Source organism: Caldisericum sp. (genome assembly GCF_049967455.1).
Classification (GTDB): domain Bacteria; phylum Caldisericota; class Caldisericia; order Caldisericales; family Caldisericaceae; genus Caldisericum; species Caldisericum exile_A.
This window is the reverse complement of sequence record NZ_JBMFSR010000005.1, coordinates 20,039-37,923: the sequence shown is the minus strand read 5'-3', so window position 1 is coordinate 37,923 and position 17,885 is coordinate 20,039. Positions and strand designations below refer to the sequence as shown.

At 34.0% G+C, this 17,885-nt stretch carries 15 protein-coding genes; 3 read left to right on the top strand and 12 right to left on the bottom strand.

Annotation, left to right across the window (positions count from 1 at the left end; genetic code table 11):
* Positions 1–32 precede the first annotated feature (32 nt).
* From ACP5SP_RS02990 to ACP5SP_RS02935, 12 genes are all read right to left on the bottom strand, one after another.
* Positions 33–563 (bottom strand): hypothetical protein, encoded by a 531-nt coding sequence (locus ACP5SP_RS02990; RefSeq protein WP_424586861.1) that lies wholly within the window; start codon positions 561–563, stop codon positions 33–35.
* Positions 526–2,925: a DNA topoisomerase 3 gene (locus ACP5SP_RS02985; RefSeq protein ID WP_424586862.1), complete on the bottom strand. Its 2,400-nt coding sequence runs from the start codon at positions 2,923–2,925 to the stop codon at positions 526–528. The genes ACP5SP_RS02990 and ACP5SP_RS02985 overlap by 38 nt, the downstream gene beginning before the upstream one ends.
* Before the next feature lie 90 nt (positions 2,926–3,015).
* Positions 3,016–3,228, bottom strand: coding sequence for a transcription antiterminator/RNA stability regulator CspE (gene cspE / locus ACP5SP_RS02980; RefSeq protein WP_416085018.1), 213 nt, complete (start codon positions 3,226–3,228; stop codon positions 3,016–3,018).
* Between the two features lie 83 nt (positions 3,229–3,311).
* Positions 3,312–4,505, bottom strand: coding sequence for a replication-associated recombination protein A (locus ACP5SP_RS02975; protein WP_428066836.1), 1,194 nt, complete (start codon positions 4,503–4,505; stop codon positions 3,312–3,314).
* The gene (locus tag ACP5SP_RS02970) at positions 4,506–5,666 is read right to left on the bottom strand and encodes a nicotinate phosphoribosyltransferase (RefSeq protein ID WP_428076020.1); all 1,161 of its coding nucleotides are present in this window, start codon (positions 5,664–5,666) and stop codon (positions 4,506–4,508) included.
* Positions 5,667–5,682: 16 nt separating this feature from the next.
* On the bottom strand, positions 5,683–6,675 hold the full coding sequence (locus ACP5SP_RS02965) for an S-layer homology domain-containing protein (RefSeq protein ID WP_424586865.1): 993 nt from the start codon (positions 6,673–6,675) through the stop codon (positions 5,683–5,685).
* Positions 6,676–6,723: 48 nt separating this feature from the next.
* Positions 6,724–7,410, bottom strand: a complete 687-nt coding sequence (locus ACP5SP_RS02960; protein ID WP_416085014.1) for a metal-dependent hydrolase — start codon at positions 7,408–7,410, stop codon at positions 6,724–6,726.
* A complete protein-coding gene (locus ACP5SP_RS02955; RefSeq protein WP_428076019.1) occupies positions 7,407–8,132 on the bottom strand; it encodes an SIR2 family NAD-dependent protein deacylase in 726 nt (241 codons plus the stop codon). Before ACP5SP_RS02955 ends, ACP5SP_RS02960 begins: the two co-directional genes overlap by 4 nt.
* Positions 8,129–9,364, bottom strand: a complete 1,236-nt coding sequence (locus ACP5SP_RS02950) for a tetratricopeptide repeat protein (RefSeq protein ID WP_428076018.1) — start codon at positions 9,362–9,364, stop codon at positions 8,129–8,131. Before ACP5SP_RS02950 ends, ACP5SP_RS02955 begins: the two co-directional genes overlap by 4 nt.
* A gap of 30 nt (positions 9,365–9,394) precedes the next feature.
* Positions 9,395–12,631, bottom strand: a complete 3,237-nt coding sequence (locus ACP5SP_RS02945; protein WP_428076017.1) for an AAA family ATPase — start codon at positions 12,629–12,631, stop codon at positions 9,395–9,397.
* Positions 12,631–14,280, bottom strand: coding sequence for a formate--tetrahydrofolate ligase (locus ACP5SP_RS02940; protein ID WP_428076016.1), 1,650 nt, complete (start codon positions 14,278–14,280; stop codon positions 12,631–12,633). Before ACP5SP_RS02940 ends, ACP5SP_RS02945 begins: the two co-directional genes overlap by 1 nt.
* A gap of 10 nt (positions 14,281–14,290) precedes the next feature.
* Complete coding sequence (locus tag ACP5SP_RS02935; protein ID WP_428076015.1) at positions 14,291–15,178, bottom strand: hypothetical protein; 888 nt, start codon at positions 15,176–15,178, stop codon at positions 14,291–14,293.
* Positions 15,179–15,264: 86 nt separating this feature from the next.
* On the opposite strand from ACP5SP_RS02935, the gene ACP5SP_RS02930 reads away from it, so the two are divergent.
* The 3 genes from ACP5SP_RS02930 to ACP5SP_RS02920 are packed head-to-tail and all read left to right on the top strand — an operon-like array spanning position 15,265 to position 17,884.
* Complete coding sequence (locus ACP5SP_RS02930) at positions 15,265–16,326, top strand: glycosyltransferase (RefSeq protein ID WP_428076014.1); 1,062 nt, start codon at positions 15,265–15,267, stop codon at positions 16,324–16,326.
* On the top strand, positions 16,323–16,919 hold the full coding sequence (locus ACP5SP_RS02925; protein WP_424606673.1) for a glycerol-3-phosphate acyltransferase: 597 nt from the start codon (positions 16,323–16,325) through the stop codon (positions 16,917–16,919). Before ACP5SP_RS02930 ends, ACP5SP_RS02925 begins: the two co-directional genes overlap by 4 nt.
* Positions 16,916–17,884 carry an aromatic ring-hydroxylating oxygenase subunit alpha gene (locus tag ACP5SP_RS02920; protein WP_416085006.1) on the top strand — a complete coding sequence of 323 codons (969 nt, stop codon included), beginning with the start codon at positions 16,916–16,918 and terminating at the stop codon, positions 17,882–17,884. Before ACP5SP_RS02925 ends, ACP5SP_RS02920 begins: the two co-directional genes overlap by 4 nt.
* Position 17,885 lies beyond the last annotated feature (1 nt).

The following is a 17,885-nucleotide window of genomic DNA, read 5'->3' as shown; positions in this document are numbered from 1 at the left end:
CAAATTGGGTTTTTGTCAAGAGTCTTGTGATCTTAGAGTTTTGAAATTGAACTTGTTAAGAATTCTTTAAAATCGGTTTCAAGCGAATATAAATTCTTTTGTAAATTTACAAAAACTTTATTGCCTACGATATTAAATGCGAAATCCCCGTTTACAATTACAAAATCAGCCACTTCTACAAGTTTTTTTGCCTCTTCCTTTATGGATACTCCATCTTTTCCAACAAAAAGAAATAGACTTGGCTTCATTATCCTATAAAAAATATTTCCTTCAACAATTACAGGGTCATCTAAAGTTTCAATAAGCTCTTTAATATGAATATTTATATACTCAAAGTCACCCTTTGCCCAAAATACATGCTTTGCATTTTCAAGGAGAAAATATGTGTCTTTTCCAAAAGGTGCGGTCTTAAATGTCTCCTTAGTAATCCCTAGTCCATGGATTAGATTATTTGTAATTTTAATAGCAACAAAAGTTTTCGGAAATAATTTTAGAATTATTCGCGCAAGTGTAGTCTTCCCGACATTACTTTTGCTTCCGCCTATAAGAACGATTTTTTGCATTTTTATTCTCAAATTCAAATTTTACGCTTCCGTCTTCTAAAACAAGATATGCTTTAAAGTTTTTTCCTTTTACCGAAATAAAATCTGAAATGAGTTCTGTTTTATGATCTTTTAGAAGTTTCTTAACCTCGTCTCGTTTGATTTCCCTTCCTCCCATCACCTTCTTTATTCTAAAGGTACACTTTCCTGGGTAGTTTTCACAGGCATAGACTGTCTCTTTCTCATAAACTTGACTACCACATTTAGGACAGGTACCAAGAGGTTCACTATTTGTAATGGTTTCTTCCTTTGGCTTTTCGAATATAAATGAAACTTTATTATCAACAAGTTGAATTTCTGCATCAAAATATTTTTTCCCATTTGAAAGTATCCTTTTTAGTTTAACCCGATTACCATTAAGTAGCTCCCTTGCCATATCTCTTGTAATTGTTTTATTTTTTAATTTTTTCCATATTACAAAATCACAAGTTCCTTTTTCTACGTTCTCACAGGTAAAACCTTTTGGAGTTTCATAAACTTGACCACCGCATTTAGGACAAACACCAACAGGTTCTTTCGAGCCTGTCTTTATATGATAATCACCACTATATGTTTTTACTTTTAGAACGATTTTAGTGGTTAGTCCTTTTATCCCCTCCATAAACTTATCAACATCGTATTTGCCCTTTTCTATTCTTAATAGTTTGTATTCCCACTCCCCAGTGAGAGCAGGAGAAAGGAGTTCTTCAACTTTCACATGTGAAACAAGTTCAATGAGCCTCATTCCTTTCTCTGTTGGCATAAGCAATTTTCCAACTCTTTCAACATACCCAACCTCAATAAGTCTTTCTATAATTTGTGCTCTTGTTGCAGGTGTACCAATACCTTTTTCTTTAAGTGCCTCTTTCAATTCGTCTTCTTCAACAAAACGACCCGCATTTTCCATCGCAGACAAAAGTGTTGCATCAGTAAATCGTGAAGGTGGTTGTGTTTCTTTCTCAAGTATTTTCAAATCTCTCACAAGGACAATATCATCTTTTATGAAAGTTGGATATTCTTCTTTTTCTTTCCCATAAACCTTTTGGAAGCCGGGTTCTATAAGGAAATTAAGCGATGATACAAAATGATTATCCATAACTTTAGTTGTAAGATTTATCTTTTTGGTTTCTGAATAAGGATAAAAAACTGAAAGGAATCTTCTTATAATTAAATCAAAAATCTTTTCTTCATCCTTAGTTAAATCTTTTAAATTTGAGAAATCTCCTGTCGGAATAATTGCGTAGTGGTCTGTTACTCCTTTATCGTTAATAATTCTAGCCGTAAAATTTATCCCTATTTGAAGGATCTCTTTCGCAAACAAGTCGTATGGCTCAAATTTAATTGCCTTTATTATTTGCGGAATGTATGTCTTTAAAGTACTCGGCAAATATCGTGAATCAGTCCTCGGATAAGTGATAAGTTTTCGCTTTTCGTAAAGATTTTGGGCAATATCAAGGGTTCTCTGTGCAGAAAATCCAAAAGTTTTGTTTGCATCTCTTTGAAGTTCAGTTAAGTCATAGAGCAGTGGTGGAGGTGTTTTTATAACATTTTCCTCAACGCTCTCAATTATTCCATTTTTTCCTTTCACATTTTTTAGGATATTCTCTAAAATCTCTCTTTTCTTAAACTTTGTCTCGTTGTCTTTTATATAAGTCCCGCTATAAATAAAATTATCTTTATCGAATTCAGCTTCTAATTCGAAGTATTTTTCACTTACAAAACTTTTTATTTCTTTTTCTCTTGCGACAATGATATTCAATGTGGGAGTTTGAACTCTTCCTAAAGACAACAGATCTCCCCATCTTCTTGTAAATGCCCTTGTTGCATTTATTCCAACAAGCCAATCTGCTTCTTCTCTTGCAAATGAAGCTTTCCCAAGATTATCAAATTCGCTTGCATCTCTCAGATTTTTGAACTCTTTTGTAATCTCTTCTTTTGTCATTGAAGAAAGCCACAATCTTTTAAGATTTTTACCTTTAGGATTCACCAAGAGTAAAATTTCTCTAAAAATGAGTTCTCCTTCTCTTCCTGCATCACATGCATTTACGATGGTATCAATATCTTTTCTTTGAATGAGTTTTTTAAGAACATTAAATCTATCTTTGGTATCTTTCTTGGGCTTGAATTTGAATTCCTCAGGAATAATTGGAAGATCTTGTAAAGTCCAATAACTAAGTTTTTTGTTGTAGTCTTCTGGCTCGTATAGTTCACAAATGTGTCCCAAGGACCATGAAATTACATATCTTTCGTTTTCAAGATATTCTTTTTCATCCTTAAATTTTCCAAGCGCTTTTGCAATATCTCTTGCAACTGTTGGCTTTTCTGCAATAATAAGCGTTTTCACGATTTAAATTATATTGATTAAACAGATTTTACAAAATAAAAAATATTAGCCCCGCTTGAGCGGGGCATTAAAAGTGTTTAGATTACTCTCTTAGCCAACTACTTTAACATTTACTGCCTTATCGCCTTTCTCTGTTTTCTCAATCTCAAACTCTACCTTTTGACCTTCCTTTAACGTCTTGTAACCACTTGACTGAATTGCTGAGAAATGCACAAAAAGATCCTTACCACCATTGTCTGGGACAATAAACCCAAAACCCTTCTGAGAGTTAAACCACTTAACTCTTCCTGTCAATTTTTCCACTTCTAAAATACCTCCGTAAAAAATTCCGCAATTTTTGCGGTTAAAAAATTATAATACGAATCAAAAAATTTGCAATAAAAAATCTAACTATCTTTCAAAAATTTCTTTCCCTTAAGTTCCTGAGGTAAGTAGTCCTCGCCTTCAACTTTATGGCGAGGATAGTCGTGTGGATATTTATAATCTTTTCCATAGCCAAGTTCTTCCATTAATTTAGTAACAGGATTCCTTAACTTCAATGGAACTTCTAATGAACCAGTTTTCTTTATCGTTTCCATAATCTCAATCTCCGCAAGGTAAAGACTATTATCTTTTGGCGCTTTTGATAGATACGCACAGGCTTCAGCAAGCAATAAATAGCCTTCAGGCGGACCAATTACATCAAATCCCTGAAAGGCAGACACTGCAATCATTAGTGCCATGGGGTCTTTTAAACCAATATCTTCAGATGCAAATCGAATCATTCTTCTTGCGATATAAAGAGGATCTTCTCCTGCTTCAATCATTCTATACATGTAATATAGCGCTGCATCCGGATCACTTCCTCGCATACTTTTTATGAATGCCGAGATGAGATCGTAATGAGCTTCTTTTCCATAAGAAAGAGTTACTACTGAATACTCTTGTGCTATTTTGAGAGTCACAACTCCGTCTTTCGCATTCTTTGAAACATTTTCAAGGATGTTAAGAGCCTTCCTTGCATCTCCATCTGAAACTTTTGCAATAAAATCAGATACTCCTTCTTCAAATTTCAAACCTTTTAGAACTTCGTCTTTATTAATTGCATTTTCAATAATCTTCTTTATTTCAGCATCCGTGAGCTTATTAAAAACAAATACAGAAAGCCTCGAAAGTAAAGCATTATTGACATAAAATGACGGATTTTCAGTAGTAAGTGCAATGAGTATAATCTTTCCCTGTTCTATGAACGTTAGAAAGGCATCCTGTTCTTTTCGATTAAAATGCTGAATTTCATCAACAATAACAACAGGTGTTTCTTTCACAAAAAGGTTTTCTTTGGTAAGGTCCTTTAGAAGTTTTTTAACATCTTTAATGTGCTCAGTTGTTGCTGAGATTGTTATGGTCTTTCTTCCCTGTGTTAAAATCTGTGCAATGGTTGTCTTTCCAGAGCCAGGTGGTCCCCATATTATAAAGGAGGAAAGTTTACCACTCTTGAACATATTAAAAAGGGGAGCACCCGGTTTAACAAGGTGCTCCTGCCCTACAAATTCCTCAAGTGTTTTAGGTCTTACCCTTACGGGAAGCGGTTCTAATTCCATCTAAATCTCTTCTATTTGTGCAAGTTGTTCTAAGACAAAATTCCTAATCTCTTCAGGCGTCTTATTCTCATAAACCACTTTTCCGTTGAGAATTATGGGAACAAGCGCCTCAGTGCCAATCCCCGTTTCGTCGTTTTTCTTTACCTCGTAAATAACTTTGCCATTTTCAAATCTTTTATAAACCTTTTTTCTTCCAGAATATTTTCCTCTTTTTGCAATTGATGTGCCGTTTACTTCAACAATATCCATTGCAAAATCTATTGTATCAGCGTTAGAAATAGAAGTCCCCACTCCAAAACCATCCACAACACCGGATTCTACAAGTTGTTGTACAGTTTCTTCATCAAGTCCACCAGAGACAAGGATTTTTACATGATCAAAACCACGTAGGTCAAGTTCCCAACGGACTTCTCTTGCAATATCAACGATATTTCCGCGGCGTGATCCTGGCGTGTCCAGTCTTACACCGTAAAGATGCTTTCCTATTGTTTGCGCTGCAAGAATAGACTCAAATTTTTCGTCTTGGAACGTATCAACAAGTGCAAGCCTTGGGACTGACGGATCTATAATTTCATCAAATGCCTTTACTGCTTCAACAATTCCTCCCATATTTATAATTAGCGCATGCGGAATCGTACCCGTTGGAGGTTTTCCTATTGTACTTGCACCAATCAAACTTGAAACCGCATCACAACCGCCAATGTATGCTGATCTATCAATCATTGGTGCAATCGCAGGATGCATTCTCCTAATTCCAAACGAAAGAAGAGATTTGTCTTTTGCTATTTTTCGAAGCCTTGCAGCCTTTGTTGCAATTCCAGATGCTTCACAAATAAAACCAAGGATTGGAGTTTCAAATCGAGCAAATTCAAGATACGGCCCCTCTATAACCATTACAGGCACAGGATATCCTCTTACATCCCTTGCCGTAAAAATGCTTCCCTCAGGAAGTGCATATAGGCTAACATTTTTCCCTTCAAGAACTTCTATTACCTCAGGAAGTCCTACAAATACACCCCAAGGATATTTAAGTCCCTGCACAGTAAAATCAGCAACAACATTGTTATTAATACCTTTCTTTTTTAAAATTTCTTCGGTTCTTGTAAAATAAACATCAGTTGTTAAACCTTCTTTTATCTCTTTTTCACTTGCAATAAACACATTCAACCTCCTTCAACTATTTTTTCACATCCATCGCTCTTGCAAGAATAAGGACTGCATCCTTTCTTTTTATAGGGTCGTTTGGATAAAACATAAGTTGCATATCGGAAACAGACCCCTGTATTATATTCAAATCAAAGGCAGTTCCAATCTCTTTATAGCCAAAATACGTATAAGGAACATCAGAGAAAGGAGACACCGCATCAGGCTTTGCTAGTGAGAGTGCTCTCATAAGAAGTGTAACAAATTCCCCTCTTGAGATTACACGAGTTGGAGCAAATTGGTTAGAGGAAATTCCTTTAATTATCCCCCTCTTAACACCTTCTTCAATATAATTATGAGCCCAATACGTAACGCTTACATCAGAGAAAGATGAAGTTGAATAGTCTTTAGGTGTAATTCCAAGTGCTCTTAAAATAAGGACTGTTGCCTCGGCTCTTGTAAGGTTATTATCGCTCCTGAATGTGTTATCGGGATACCCTTTTACAATTCCTTTATCAACAAGCACCTTTAGATATTTTGAAACATAGTAATCGTTTACGTCTGAGAAAACAGGCGTAAAACTTGGAGTTCCAATCGTGAAATTGGTTGTTGCCTCAACTCCATAGTTATTGACAAGATAAAATTTTACAGTATATGTCCCTGTATCAACCTTTTTGCCTTTTGAATCAACCATATCCCAGGATACTGAAAACGCCTTTGTACCATTCGCAGGAATGTTAACCTCAGTTATAACTTGAGCAAACATTCTTGCAATTCCCCATTTAAAGATAATCGCGTTGCCCTTCATGATAACAAAGTCGTAAATCTGCGAAGTATTGAATTTCAGAGTAATAGGCGAATCAGAAGTATTCGTTACGGTAAAAAGAAATCTCACTGTCTCATTCAAGGCATACTCATTTCTATCAGTCACAACCTTACCTACAAGAGGCAGATTTGCAGATTTTCCATTAGCTACACTTGTAAAAGTCATAAACATCACCAATAAAGCAATTAAAATTTTCTTCATTCTTATCACCTCCATTAATTAGATATCCTATTCTCCTCTTTTGTTCCATTAAAATGCTTCCCCCGGTTTCAAAATAAGGCATGTTGAACGAGTTTCTTTATCAACCATTTCCTTAAATCTTTCGATATCAACAGAAATTATATCCCAGGTATTATAATGCATAGGGACAACATACTTGGGATGAATCATCTTTACTGCCATAAGGGCATCGTTTGCATCCATTGTAAAATAACCACCAACAGGTAAAAATGCAATATCAATAGAAAATTGGGATCCTATAATGCTCATATCAGAAAAGAGTGCCGTATCGCCTGCATGATAAATCGTCAAGTCATCCAGTTTTATAACATACCCTACAGAGACCCCTCCGTATATCAAATTTCCATTTGCATTAATGGAAGAGGTATGAATTGCCTGAACCATTTTTACCGAAAATTTATCAAAATAAACAGTCCCACCTATATTCATCAAGACAAGATTTTTAACACCTTCCTTCCCAAGATAATGTGCAACTTCATAAATTGCTATAACAGTTGCGTCATTATTCTTTGCAATTTGAATAGTATCCCCAAGGTGATCCGAATGTCCATGTGTTACAAGAATATATTTTGTGTTGCACTCTTCAACTTTCATTGGATTTAAGGGATTACCTGTAAAAAATGGATCAATAACGATGTTCCCAAAATCGTTAATTATCATAACTGTTGCATGTCCTAAATAAAGAATCTTGCTCATATTAACCCTCCTTTATTTTGCAATTCTTTGAAGAATGTATCAAGTTCTTCATGAATTACAAAATCAAATATATAATCCATTGAAGTTTTTGTTTTATTTACAAGAATTTTAGAACCTCTTGCAAATTGAACAAGGGTATTTGCAGGATAAACTTCTAAAGATGTACCAAGCGCCAAGAAAACGTAAGAATCAGAAACACAACTTGAAGCCTTATCAAAATCAATTACTGGCTCGCCAAAAAATACAACATCAGGTTTAATTATTCCACCACATGATTCACAATGAGGCACAACATTCTTCTTTATTAATTCTTTCATTCGATCAAAAGAATACTCTTTTCGACAATTTAAACAGTGAGATTTCTCTACACTTCCGTGCAAATGGATCACATTTTTAGATCCGGCTTTCTCGTGTAAAAAATCAATATTTTGAGTAACAATGCAAACAGGACATTGGCTCTCAAGGTTAGCAAGAAATTTGTGAGTAAATGTTGGCTCTGCTTTTTCAAAAACTGGATACATTTCTCTTGCAAAATCGTAAAAAGGCTTTGGATCATGGAGAAAGTAATATATGTCAAATACATTTTCACTATAAAGTCCCTTCGTATAAATGCCTGTTTCTCCTCTAAAATCGGGGATTCCTGCATTAACCGATATACCTGCACCTGTCAAAACTGAAATACTTTTAGCATTTTTTAAAACCGCAAGGACCTCATCAATCATAGGCTCTTTATTTTTTCGACGACACTTGCTATACTTTGTGCTAACTCATTATCAAAGTTCTCGGAAACCCGAAGTGACTCTTCGTAGTGCAAAAGCGCTTTGTCCTTGTCTCCGAGATAAAAGTATGCCTCCCCAAGGAAGAATTGGGATGTAAGATAAGTATAAGGATTTTTCGTTTTGTCAATATCGCTAATAATTTCTTCAATATGATCTCTCACTTCAGAAATAAGTTGTGGGTCATTTTTAAGAAAGAAAAGTTCCCTTAAACACACTGAAATTTCGTAATGTATTCTTATGAAACTCTCCTTGTGAGTATCCTTAGGGAAGTAATTCAGCGCCTCTTCAAAATAACCCAGTGCATTCTCAAGTAGTTCTATCTTTGTTTTTTCGTCAATATCTTTAAGTCTTGACTCGTTAAGGTAAAGAGTGCCAATATTAAAAAGTGTTGTCGCATAATCTTGGGGATCTTTATCTTTGTAGATATCAAGGACATATTTGTAGTGTTCAAGTGCTTCTTCATAAAAATCTTTATCTTCCTTTAAAAGGGCAAGTTCCAAAAGAGACGATGCAATGTGCGAACGGGTTGATGCAATATCAAGGAGATCGTCACTTTCGAAGTAGTTAAGACTTTCTCTAAAGGCTTCTATCGCTTTCTTAAGAAACTCTTCCTTTTTCTCAAGATCCCTTTCAAATTTTCCCAAAATAAAGTTTGACACACCAATGCCATGGTAAATGAGCCCTATAATCTTATTATCCTCTGCCTCATCCTTTAGTTTTAGCGCTTCCTCAAAATACTTAAGAGCCTCTTTTATGGATTCAATTTCCTTTCCTAAAAGATATGTATTTGCAAGATTATAATAAACCCTTACAAGTTTAGATTTATGGTCTGTATCCTTTAGAAGCTCAACTGCATTAAGATAGTGCTTTGCTGCTGTTTCAAGATTATAAAGAGGATCCTCAATGTGAGCAAGTTTATAAAAGACAAATCCCTTGTTAGATTCAATTTCCGCAAGGTCCTCTTTATTTTCAACGGTTTTTGCAATTTTCTCAGCCTCATCAAAGTTAAGTAGGGCGCTTACTATATTCTCACGCTCATCACCAAGGTCAGAAAGTAATAAATATGTCAATCCCAAATTCATAAAAATACGCAGTCTCTCGTAAGAAGACTTTGTATTCTTTAACTCTTCTTTTAATGACAAAATTGAATTCAAAAGTTCGTCGTAATTTTCCATTTTTTCATCTCCTCACAGAAATTATACTACTTATGCAAATTTAAGGGAAACTACTTTTGAAACACCTGCTTCTTCCATTGTAATACCGTAAAGTATATCGGCTTTTTCCATTGTCTGCTTGTTGTGTGTAATTACGATAAGTTGAGATTTTTTTGACATACTTTCAAGGAGTTTTCCAAATTTGTAGACATTTTCATCATCAAGAGCAGCATCCACTTCGTCCAAAACATAAAAAGGTGAGGGGTTTACTTCAAATATAGCAAAAAGAAAGGCAAGTGCAACCAAAGATTTCTCACCACCCGACAAAACGCTTAGTGGTTGTTTTTTCTTAAATGGAAGTCTTACGCTTATCTCAACTCCCTTAACCTCAGAAAATTCATCTAAGATTTTTTCTATCTTTGCTTCTCCTTCTCCAAAGATTTCAAGAAATATTCTTTCAAAATGCTTATTCAGAGCATTAAATGTCTCTTCAAATTTTTCCTTTATGGTGTGCTCAAGCTCATTTATGTACTTTTCAAGTTCTTTCTTTGCATTTGCTATATCATCAAAAACAACTTTCTTCTCCTCATAATTCGCCTTCAATTCTCCTTCTTTGTCAACGGAAGTAAAATCAAGAGGTTTAAGGTTTTCAATTTCACTTTTAAGTCTCTCAATTTCTTTCTTCAGGCTCTCTTCTGATAACTCGTTACTTACGGGCACTTCCTTAAGACCTTTTTCTTCTAATTCATTTATGATGCTTCCAATACCTACTTCAATTCTTGCAATGTTTAGTTCAATCTTTTCTATGACCCCATGGATTGATTCTTTCTCATCATTCAATTTTTCAAGCATTACTCTTAAATTTCCTTCCTCAACTTTTTTCAAATTCAACTCATCTTTTATTTTTTCGATTTCCTTTGAAACTGAAAGAAGTTCTAATTCAGATTCGTTTAAGAGTGCAATTTCATTATTTAAAGCATTTTTCTTTTCTTCGATCTCTTTTAGAATTTTTTCGTATCTTTTATCAATTTCTATAAGATCCCTGTCTATACTTTCAATTCTTTTACTTAAATCATTATTTTCATTTTCAAGATTTTGAATTTTAAGCTCTATCTCGCGCTTCTTAATTGACAACTTCGATATTTCATCTTTTAATTTGTCAGTTTCGCTTCTTAGACTTGATAGCTTTGAGAAGTCGAATGAGGCTTTGAATTTTAACTTTTCTGCACGTTCATTCTTAAGGTCCGTCAATAACTTTTCGAATTTCTCAATTTCTATTTTGTTATTTTTTAATTCGTCTTCAAGCTTTTCTCTTTCAAGAATTTTTCTTTCTGTATCTTTTGCCAAATTTAACTCGTTTAGTAAATTTCTTCTCCTGTTATCAAGGATATTCAAATCGTTCTTTTCATTTTGAACAATAACTTTAAGTGACTGTAGCTCTGTTAAGAGTGCATTATACTGATGCTCTTCCTCGATATTTATTCCTGAGCTTTTTTCTACCTCAAATGGCGAAAGGACAACATACCCATCGCCTGTAACAATTTTTCGTATAAAAATTTTTTTGTATAACGCCTTAAATTTTTCAATCGCTTCCTCAAGTGTTTCTGTGTAATAAATTCCCAAAAGAAATTTGCTATCAATTCCTATAACTTCGCCTATTGGCTTAAGTCCCCACTGAGCATCACTTAGATCTCCGAGAGGAACATCTATAAAAAATCTTTTCGCATTTTCTTTTCTAATATCTTCAACCGATTCAACTACAACACCTTCAAAATAATCCTTCAAACCAAAAAGGTTTTTATTAATGCCAAGAATTTGTCCAAGTGTACCATTTTTGAACGAGGGAATTGTTGCACTATCGAGAATATTTTTGAGAGTTTTAATTCTAAACTCAAGCACTGCAATCTCTTTTTCTTTATCAACTATCACCTTTTTCTTTTCTTCTATTACCTTATTTACCTCTTCAAGTTCCAAATTAATCTTGCTTATATCTGCAGGTATTAAGTTTTTTAATGGAGCAATTTTTTGCTCAAGTTCAAAAGATCTCCTCTTAATAATTTCTAATTCTTTTTCATAGGCGCTTATTTTTCTTTCTATTTGAATGCGCTCTGATTCTCTTTGTTCAATTTCCTCGTTAAACCTGTTGTATTCTTCTTCAAGGGCATCCCTTTGGTTTTTCTTTATTGTAAACTGTGACTTTAGAATATTTTCTTCGTTTTCAACTTGTAGAAGCTCTTCCTTCAACTTTTCAAGATTTTTCTTATTGTTTTCGATGTCAGAATATATATAGGACTTTGTCTTCAAGAGACGTTCTTTCCTTAAGTTTTGTTCTGTAAGTTCGTTTTCTTTAATTTCAATTAGATTCTTAATTGAATCAATATCGTTTAAGATCTTATTTTTCTTTATGGTAAGGTCTTCTCTTTTTTTATTATAGGTTTCAAAGACATCAAGTTTAGCTTCAAGCTCGCTACTTAGCTTTTCATACTGACCCTTTACCTCAAGCAATTTTTCTTGAATACCAGTCTCCTCTTTTTTCTTTTCATTTAACCCAATTTTTAAAGATGAAAGCTCTCTTCTTAATTTAAAGAGTTTAAGCCCATACAATTTTTCTTCAAGAGATTTCAAATCAGACATAAGAGAATAATAAATATGGACTTTTTTTGCTTCTCTTAGAACTCTGTCATACTCATTTTTTACAGAGGAGAGCACAACTGAAGCCTTTGCCAAGTTATCTTCTGTCTCTTCAAGTTTCTTTTTTGCTTCCTCTTTACGCTTCCTTAGGTCTGTAATCCCCGCGACTCGGTCAATCATACTTTTCTTTTCCTCTGGTTTTGCAAGAAGAATTTCTTCAATTCGACCCTGTCCAACAATTGCATGTGTAAGTCCAAATATATTTGAAGACTTAAATATCTCCTGAACACTTTGGAGGCTAGAATCATTACCATTAACAATGTATTTAGTTTCTTTGCCTCTAATAATTCGCCTTTCTATGATGATCCTTGGCGTTTTAAGAGGAAGTAATTTATCTTCGTTATTGATTATAATTTTAACTGAGGCTACATTCATGGGCTCTTTACTTACGGAGCCAGCAAATATTAGATCAGAGGACTCACTTGCGCGCAAAAGTGAGAGTCTATTCTCACCAAAAAGAAACCTTATTGCATCAACAATGTTGCTCTTTCCAGAGCCATTAGGACCAACAATACAAGTGAGTCCCCTTCCAAGGATAAATTTGGTATTATTAACAAATGTTTTAAATCCAAAAATCTCGATACTCTCAATATGCATTAAAACCCTTGTATATATCCGTTTTCATCAATATTAAGTTTTGTTGCAAGTGGTTCTTTTGGAAGCCCTGGCATTGTGTTAATTTTGCCAAGGATTGGCACTATGAAGTTTGCACCCCTCAAAGCACGCACCTCTTTAACAGTTACAACAAAATTTTCTGGTCTACCAAGAAGTTTGGGATTATCGGATAAAGAACTCTGTGTTTTTGCCATACATACAAAGGCATTATCCATAGAAAGCTTTTCTATTTCTTTAAGATTTGTCTCAGCTTCATCGCTATAAACAACATCCTTTGCTCCATACATTTTTGTTGCAATTTTATATATCTTTGCCTTCACAGGTTCATTAAGTTCATACAAGAAAGACGGAATTACCTCTTTTGCATTCTCAACAACTGCCTTAGCAAGTGCTTCACCACCAACACCGCCTCTCTCATAAACATCCGATAGTGCAAAAGGAACACCTTCCTTTGAAAGTAGATTTGAAATTACTTCAATCTCCTTTTCTGTATCAGTTGGGAATTTGTTCAGTGCAACCACAACCGGAACACCAAAAGTTTTCATATTTTCGATATGCTTCTCTAGATTTGCAAAACCTCTCTTAACCGCCTCTACATCTTCGACATTCTCATCTTTTTGTCCACCGTGATATTTCAAAGCTCTAATCGATGCAACAATTACAGCTGCAGAAACTTTAAATCCACCAACTCTTGAAACTATATCTAAGAACTTCTCTCCGCCAAGATCAGTTGCAAAACCGCCTTCCACAAACACATAATCTGCAAATTGTAATGCAAGTTTTATTGAAATAACTGAGGCACTCCCATGTGCAATATTTGCAAAAGGACCCGTATGGATAAAAACGGGGTTATTTTCAAGGGTTTGGACTAAATTGGGGTTTATAGCATTCCGCAAGATTACAGCCATTGCTCCTTCTGCTTTCAAGTCCTTTGCGAAAACAGGGGATCTATCGTAAGTCATTCCTACATAAATTCTTGAAAGCCTTTCTTTAAGATCATTAAGATCACTTGAGATTCCTAAAATTGCCATAACTTCTGAAGCAACGGTAATGTTAAAACCATCTTCCCGAGGAATTCCACCCTCAATTCCACCAAGTCCAACTACTATGTGCCTTAGAGCTCTATCATTCATATCCATAACTCTTTTGAATTTGATTCTCCTCGGATCAATACCAAGAGGATTCCCTTGATAAATACTATTATCAATCATTGCACTTAGGAGATTATTTGCGTATTCTACTGCAGGAAAATCGCCAGTGAAGAGAAAGTTAATTTCTTCCATTGGGACAACTTGCGCATATCCTCCACCTGTTGCACCACCCTTAACACCAAAAATAGGGCCTAAAGATGGTTGCCTTAAAACACCTATTGCTTTATATCCTAAAAGATTTACTGCATCCGTTAAACCAATCGTAGTAGTAGTCTTGCCTTCTCCATGAGGGGTGGGAGTCATGCCAGTTACAAGGACAAGCTTACCTTGTATTCTATCAATCGATTTCAACAACCTATGATCAATTTTAGCGACATAATCTCCATAAAGCATTAAGGAATCCAAAGGAACATCAAAGTTACTTGCAATTTTGTCAATCTTCATCAATTTTGCATTTTTTGAAATTTCGTAGTCTCTCATATTCTTCTCCTTAAATAAATTTTTCTAAAATATACACAAAATGTTCAAAACTTGCAACCATTCTTTTTAAACTATTTACGCATCTCCTTCTTATTTCACTGTTAAACATATTTCTCATTAAAGCGTCTTTTGAGATTCTTTCAAATTCTCTAAAGAACATTATCGAATCTCCTAAGGCTTCAATCCCCTCAAATAAAATCTTCTGCTCATCTTTAGAAAGGAAGTGATAAATACCAAGCAAATATACCTTCAACCCGTAAAGAGCAGTCATTTGATTTTGTATTGTCTCAGTTAAGATTAATGAACTCATGTCGTGAAAAGTCTTTGAGTTATCGCCAAGATCTTTTATAAACATTTTGAAGGCATTTTTTCCAACGAAGTAGTTTAATGAGTCTTTATTCCTCTCGTAGTAATTGTGATGTATTTCATATGCTATATCCCTAAAAATTGATTGTTGATAAAGATCCTTTCTTTCAATTTTAGATACATTAAGCTTTAAGATTCTAACATTCTCATCAAATCCACCAACAGAAAGTTTAAATCTATCAAACCCATGCTCACATATCAAAGTATCTTCTGTGCGCTCAATTACAAGACAATTTCCTGGACTCAGAACAAAAGGAAGTTCAACATCTTTAATTGCATCTACATTTAAAAAGTTCAACTGAAAATTGAGGTATTTCTTTAAATTGAAAGCAAAATAAGAAAAATCTTCGTAAATTGAAGGATTTTCGTAACTATATACGAATCTCAATGAAAGTCCCAAAAACACCGCAAGTTCATGAATGAGAATTTCAATATCATTTTTTAAGATTATCTTCTCAAGAGCAATAAGAAGATCATATGTCGGTAGATTTTCAGTATTTTTCAGTTTTTCAATAATTGAATCGTAGTCCATTTCAATAAAATTATAAGTAATTTCTGTAATTTTAGCATTTGAAATTCTTGTTATATTTATTATAATTTGTTAATGGGTTATAATTTATGGTTTATAATATAATTCTTTACTTAACAGGTTTTTTAGGAAGTTTATTATCATTTTTCCCGTTTGGCGTACTCAAAAAAGGAGCAGTAAAGCTCAATAAGAAAGTTTCTGTAATTATTCCTGCAAGAAATGAGGAAAGTAATCTCATAAACATTTTAGAAGACTTAAAAAATCAGACATACAAGCCTTACGAAATAATTGTCGTAAACGATGAGTCGGAAGATAAAACTGAAAGTATTGCAAAACAAAATGGCGCAAAAGTAGTATCAATTAAGGAAAAACCAAAAGAGGTTTTAGGTAAACCATATGCATGTTTAAAAGGATTTGAGGAATCAACTCAAGATTTACTACTCTTCTTAGATGCTGACCTAAGGCTTGGAAATGATGCAATTGAAAAACTTTTATACACATATGAGCTTGAAAATGCCGTAATAAGTGTATGGCCATATCATGAAATCAAAACATTGGAAGAAAATTTTTCTTTCTTTTTTAATTTTATAGGGGCAATTTCCCTTAACAATTTTTCCTTAATAAATCGATTCTTGCCTATACAAGGCCTTTTTGGCACATGCATTCTCATAGATAGAGATACCTACGAAAAAACTCAAGGACACAAAAACGTCCTGAAAGAAGTAGTTGAAGATTTGGCTCTTGGGAAAGTAATCGCAAAAAAGGGCATTAAAATAAAAAATTTTCTTGGAAGAAAGGATATTAAGTTTAGGATGTATAAAGGTGGCTTCAAAGAATTACTCTCAGGCTGGTCTAAAAATTTTTCAAAAGGTGCTGTTTCAACACATCCTTTGAATTTTATCATCGTTTTCATTTTCATAACGGCAACTTTCTCGGTTCTTTTTCATCTTAAAGAGTATTTTATATTTGCAATATTTTTCTCAGTTGAGTTTCTTCTTGTTGGAAGAATTATTGGAAACTTTAATCCAGTTTTACTTATGCTATATCCCATACATTTGTTTATATTCTTTATAATTTTTGCAAATTCAATCTTGCAAACTTTTATAAAAAGAGAAGTAGAGTGGAAAGGCAGAAAAATTAAAATAAGATGAGCTCAACTAAATTTATATTTCTATTTTTAATTGAGTACTTAATCGGTTCAATAATGTTTTCATATATAATTGCTAAAATATACAATATTGACCTTAGAAAATTCAGAGACGGCAACCCTGGTGGTTCAAATTTATGGAGACTTAAAGGCATTAAGCTTGGATTAATCGCAATTTTCCTTGATTATTTAAAAGGGTTTATACCTCTTTACTTTATTATCTCAAAAAACAGCTTAACTCCTTTTGAGCTAACTTTAATTTCAATTGCACCATTACTTGGACATATTTTCCCTCCGATGTTGAATTTCAAAGGAGGCAAGGGAATTGCAACAACATTTGGTATATGGTCAGCACTTACAAAGTATGAAGTTCCGCTAATTTTAGGTACTGTTTATACAATTTTTATATTCATCAAAAGAGAAAATACAACTCCAGAATTCGATGCCATTCGTGCATTAAGCGGTATGTTTTTAACCTTGATATTCATTTATGTAGCGCATAGAGAGTTTATTAATGTAGCAATTTTAAACACAGTTCTATTGATTTTTTCTCACAAAAGAGAGATAATAAACATAGTAGAAAGGAGGCAAATATGATTAAAAATCAGTGGTATGTCGTCTTATCATCAAAAGAATTGAAAGATAAACCTATTGGACTTACAAGATTCGGGGAAAAACTTGTAATGTGGAGGACAAAAAACGGAATTGCATGTATCAGAGATATATGTGCCCATAGAGGTGCAAGCCTCTCAAGAGGAAAAATTGTCGAAGGACACATTCAGTGCCCATTTCACGGCTTTCAATATGATTCAAACGGTAGGGTAGTTTTAATACCAGCAAATGGAAGGAACTCAAAAGTTCCTGAAAACTTTAAAGTAAAAAGTTATAAAGTAAAAGAAAAAAATGGATTTATATTTTTGTTCTATGGTGATGAAGAAAAAGCTCCCGATAAGATACCATTTTTTGACTGGATTGACGATAGTTTTGCATATGATGAATTAAAAGATCCTTGGAATACGCACTATTCAAGATGCATTGAGAATCAACTTGACCCAATTCATCTTCCATTTGTCCACTATAATACAATAGGAACAGGCAATAGAACTGTTGCAGATGGACCAGTTGTGGAGTGGTTTGATACTGATAAGATGCGCTTCTATGTGTTTAATAGAAAAGACGATGGTACTCCTCCAAAGAAACCAGAAGAACTAAAAGGACAGAAAAGTAAGGTTTATCTTGAATTCATTTTCCCAAATATTTGGCAAAATCACATAAGTGACAAATTCTTTATCGTTGCTGCATTCGTTCCTGTTGATGAAGAACACTCTTTAGTCTATGTTAGACAGTATGTAAAACTTACGGGAATTAAATTTATAGATAAACTCATCGCAACGCTTTCCATTCCATTTGATAGAATTGTGCTTCATCAGGACAGAAGGGTTGTGGAAACACAAATTCCCAAAAAGAGTTCATTACATATGGATGAAAATCTTGTGCAGGGGGACCTTCCAATAATTGAATACAGAAAAAGAAGGGAAGAACTCATAAGGCAAAATAACTGAC

Bases quoted from the DNA above. Each gene is read 5' to 3' on its own strand.
- ACP5SP_RS02990 (WP_424586861.1), bottom strand. From the start codon at position 563: ATGCAAAAAATCGTTCTTATAGGCGGAAGCAAAAGTAATGTCGGGAAG.
- ACP5SP_RS02975 (WP_428066836.1), bottom strand. From the start codon at position 4,505: ATGGAATTAGAACCGCTTCCCGTAAGGGTAAGACCTAAAACACTTGAG.
- ACP5SP_RS02965 (WP_424586865.1), bottom strand. From the start codon at position 6,675: ATGAAGAAAATTTTAATTGCTTTATTGGTGATGTTTATGACTTTTACA.
- ACP5SP_RS02960 (WP_416085014.1), bottom strand. From the start codon at position 7,410: ATGAGCAAGATTCTTTATTTAGGACATGCAACAGTTATGATAATTAAC.
- ACP5SP_RS02955 (WP_428076019.1), bottom strand. From the start codon at position 8,132: ATGATTGATGAGGTCCTTGCGGTTTTAAAAAATGCTAAAAGTATTTCA.
- ACP5SP_RS02950 (WP_428076018.1), bottom strand. From the start codon at position 9,364: ATGGAAAATTACGACGAACTTTTGAATTCAATTTTGTCATTAAAAGAA.
- ACP5SP_RS02945 (WP_428076017.1), bottom strand. From the start codon at position 12,631: ATGCATATTGAGAGTATCGAGATTTTTGGATTTAAAACATTTGTTAAT.
- ACP5SP_RS02940 (WP_428076016.1), bottom strand. From the start codon at position 14,280: ATGAGAGACTACGAAATTTCAAAAAATGCAAAATTGATGAAGATTGAC.
- ACP5SP_RS02935 (WP_428076015.1), bottom strand. From the start codon at position 15,178: ATGGACTACGATTCAATTATTGAAAAACTGAAAAATACTGAAAATCTA.
- ACP5SP_RS02930 (WP_428076014.1), top strand. From the start codon at position 15,265: ATGGTTTATAATATAATTCTTTACTTAACAGGTTTTTTAGGAAGTTTA.
- ACP5SP_RS02925 (WP_424606673.1), top strand. From the start codon at position 16,323: ATGAGCTCAACTAAATTTATATTTCTATTTTTAATTGAGTACTTAATC.
- ACP5SP_RS02920 (WP_416085006.1), top strand. From the start codon at position 16,916: ATGATTAAAAATCAGTGGTATGTCGTCTTATCATCAAAAGAATTGAAA.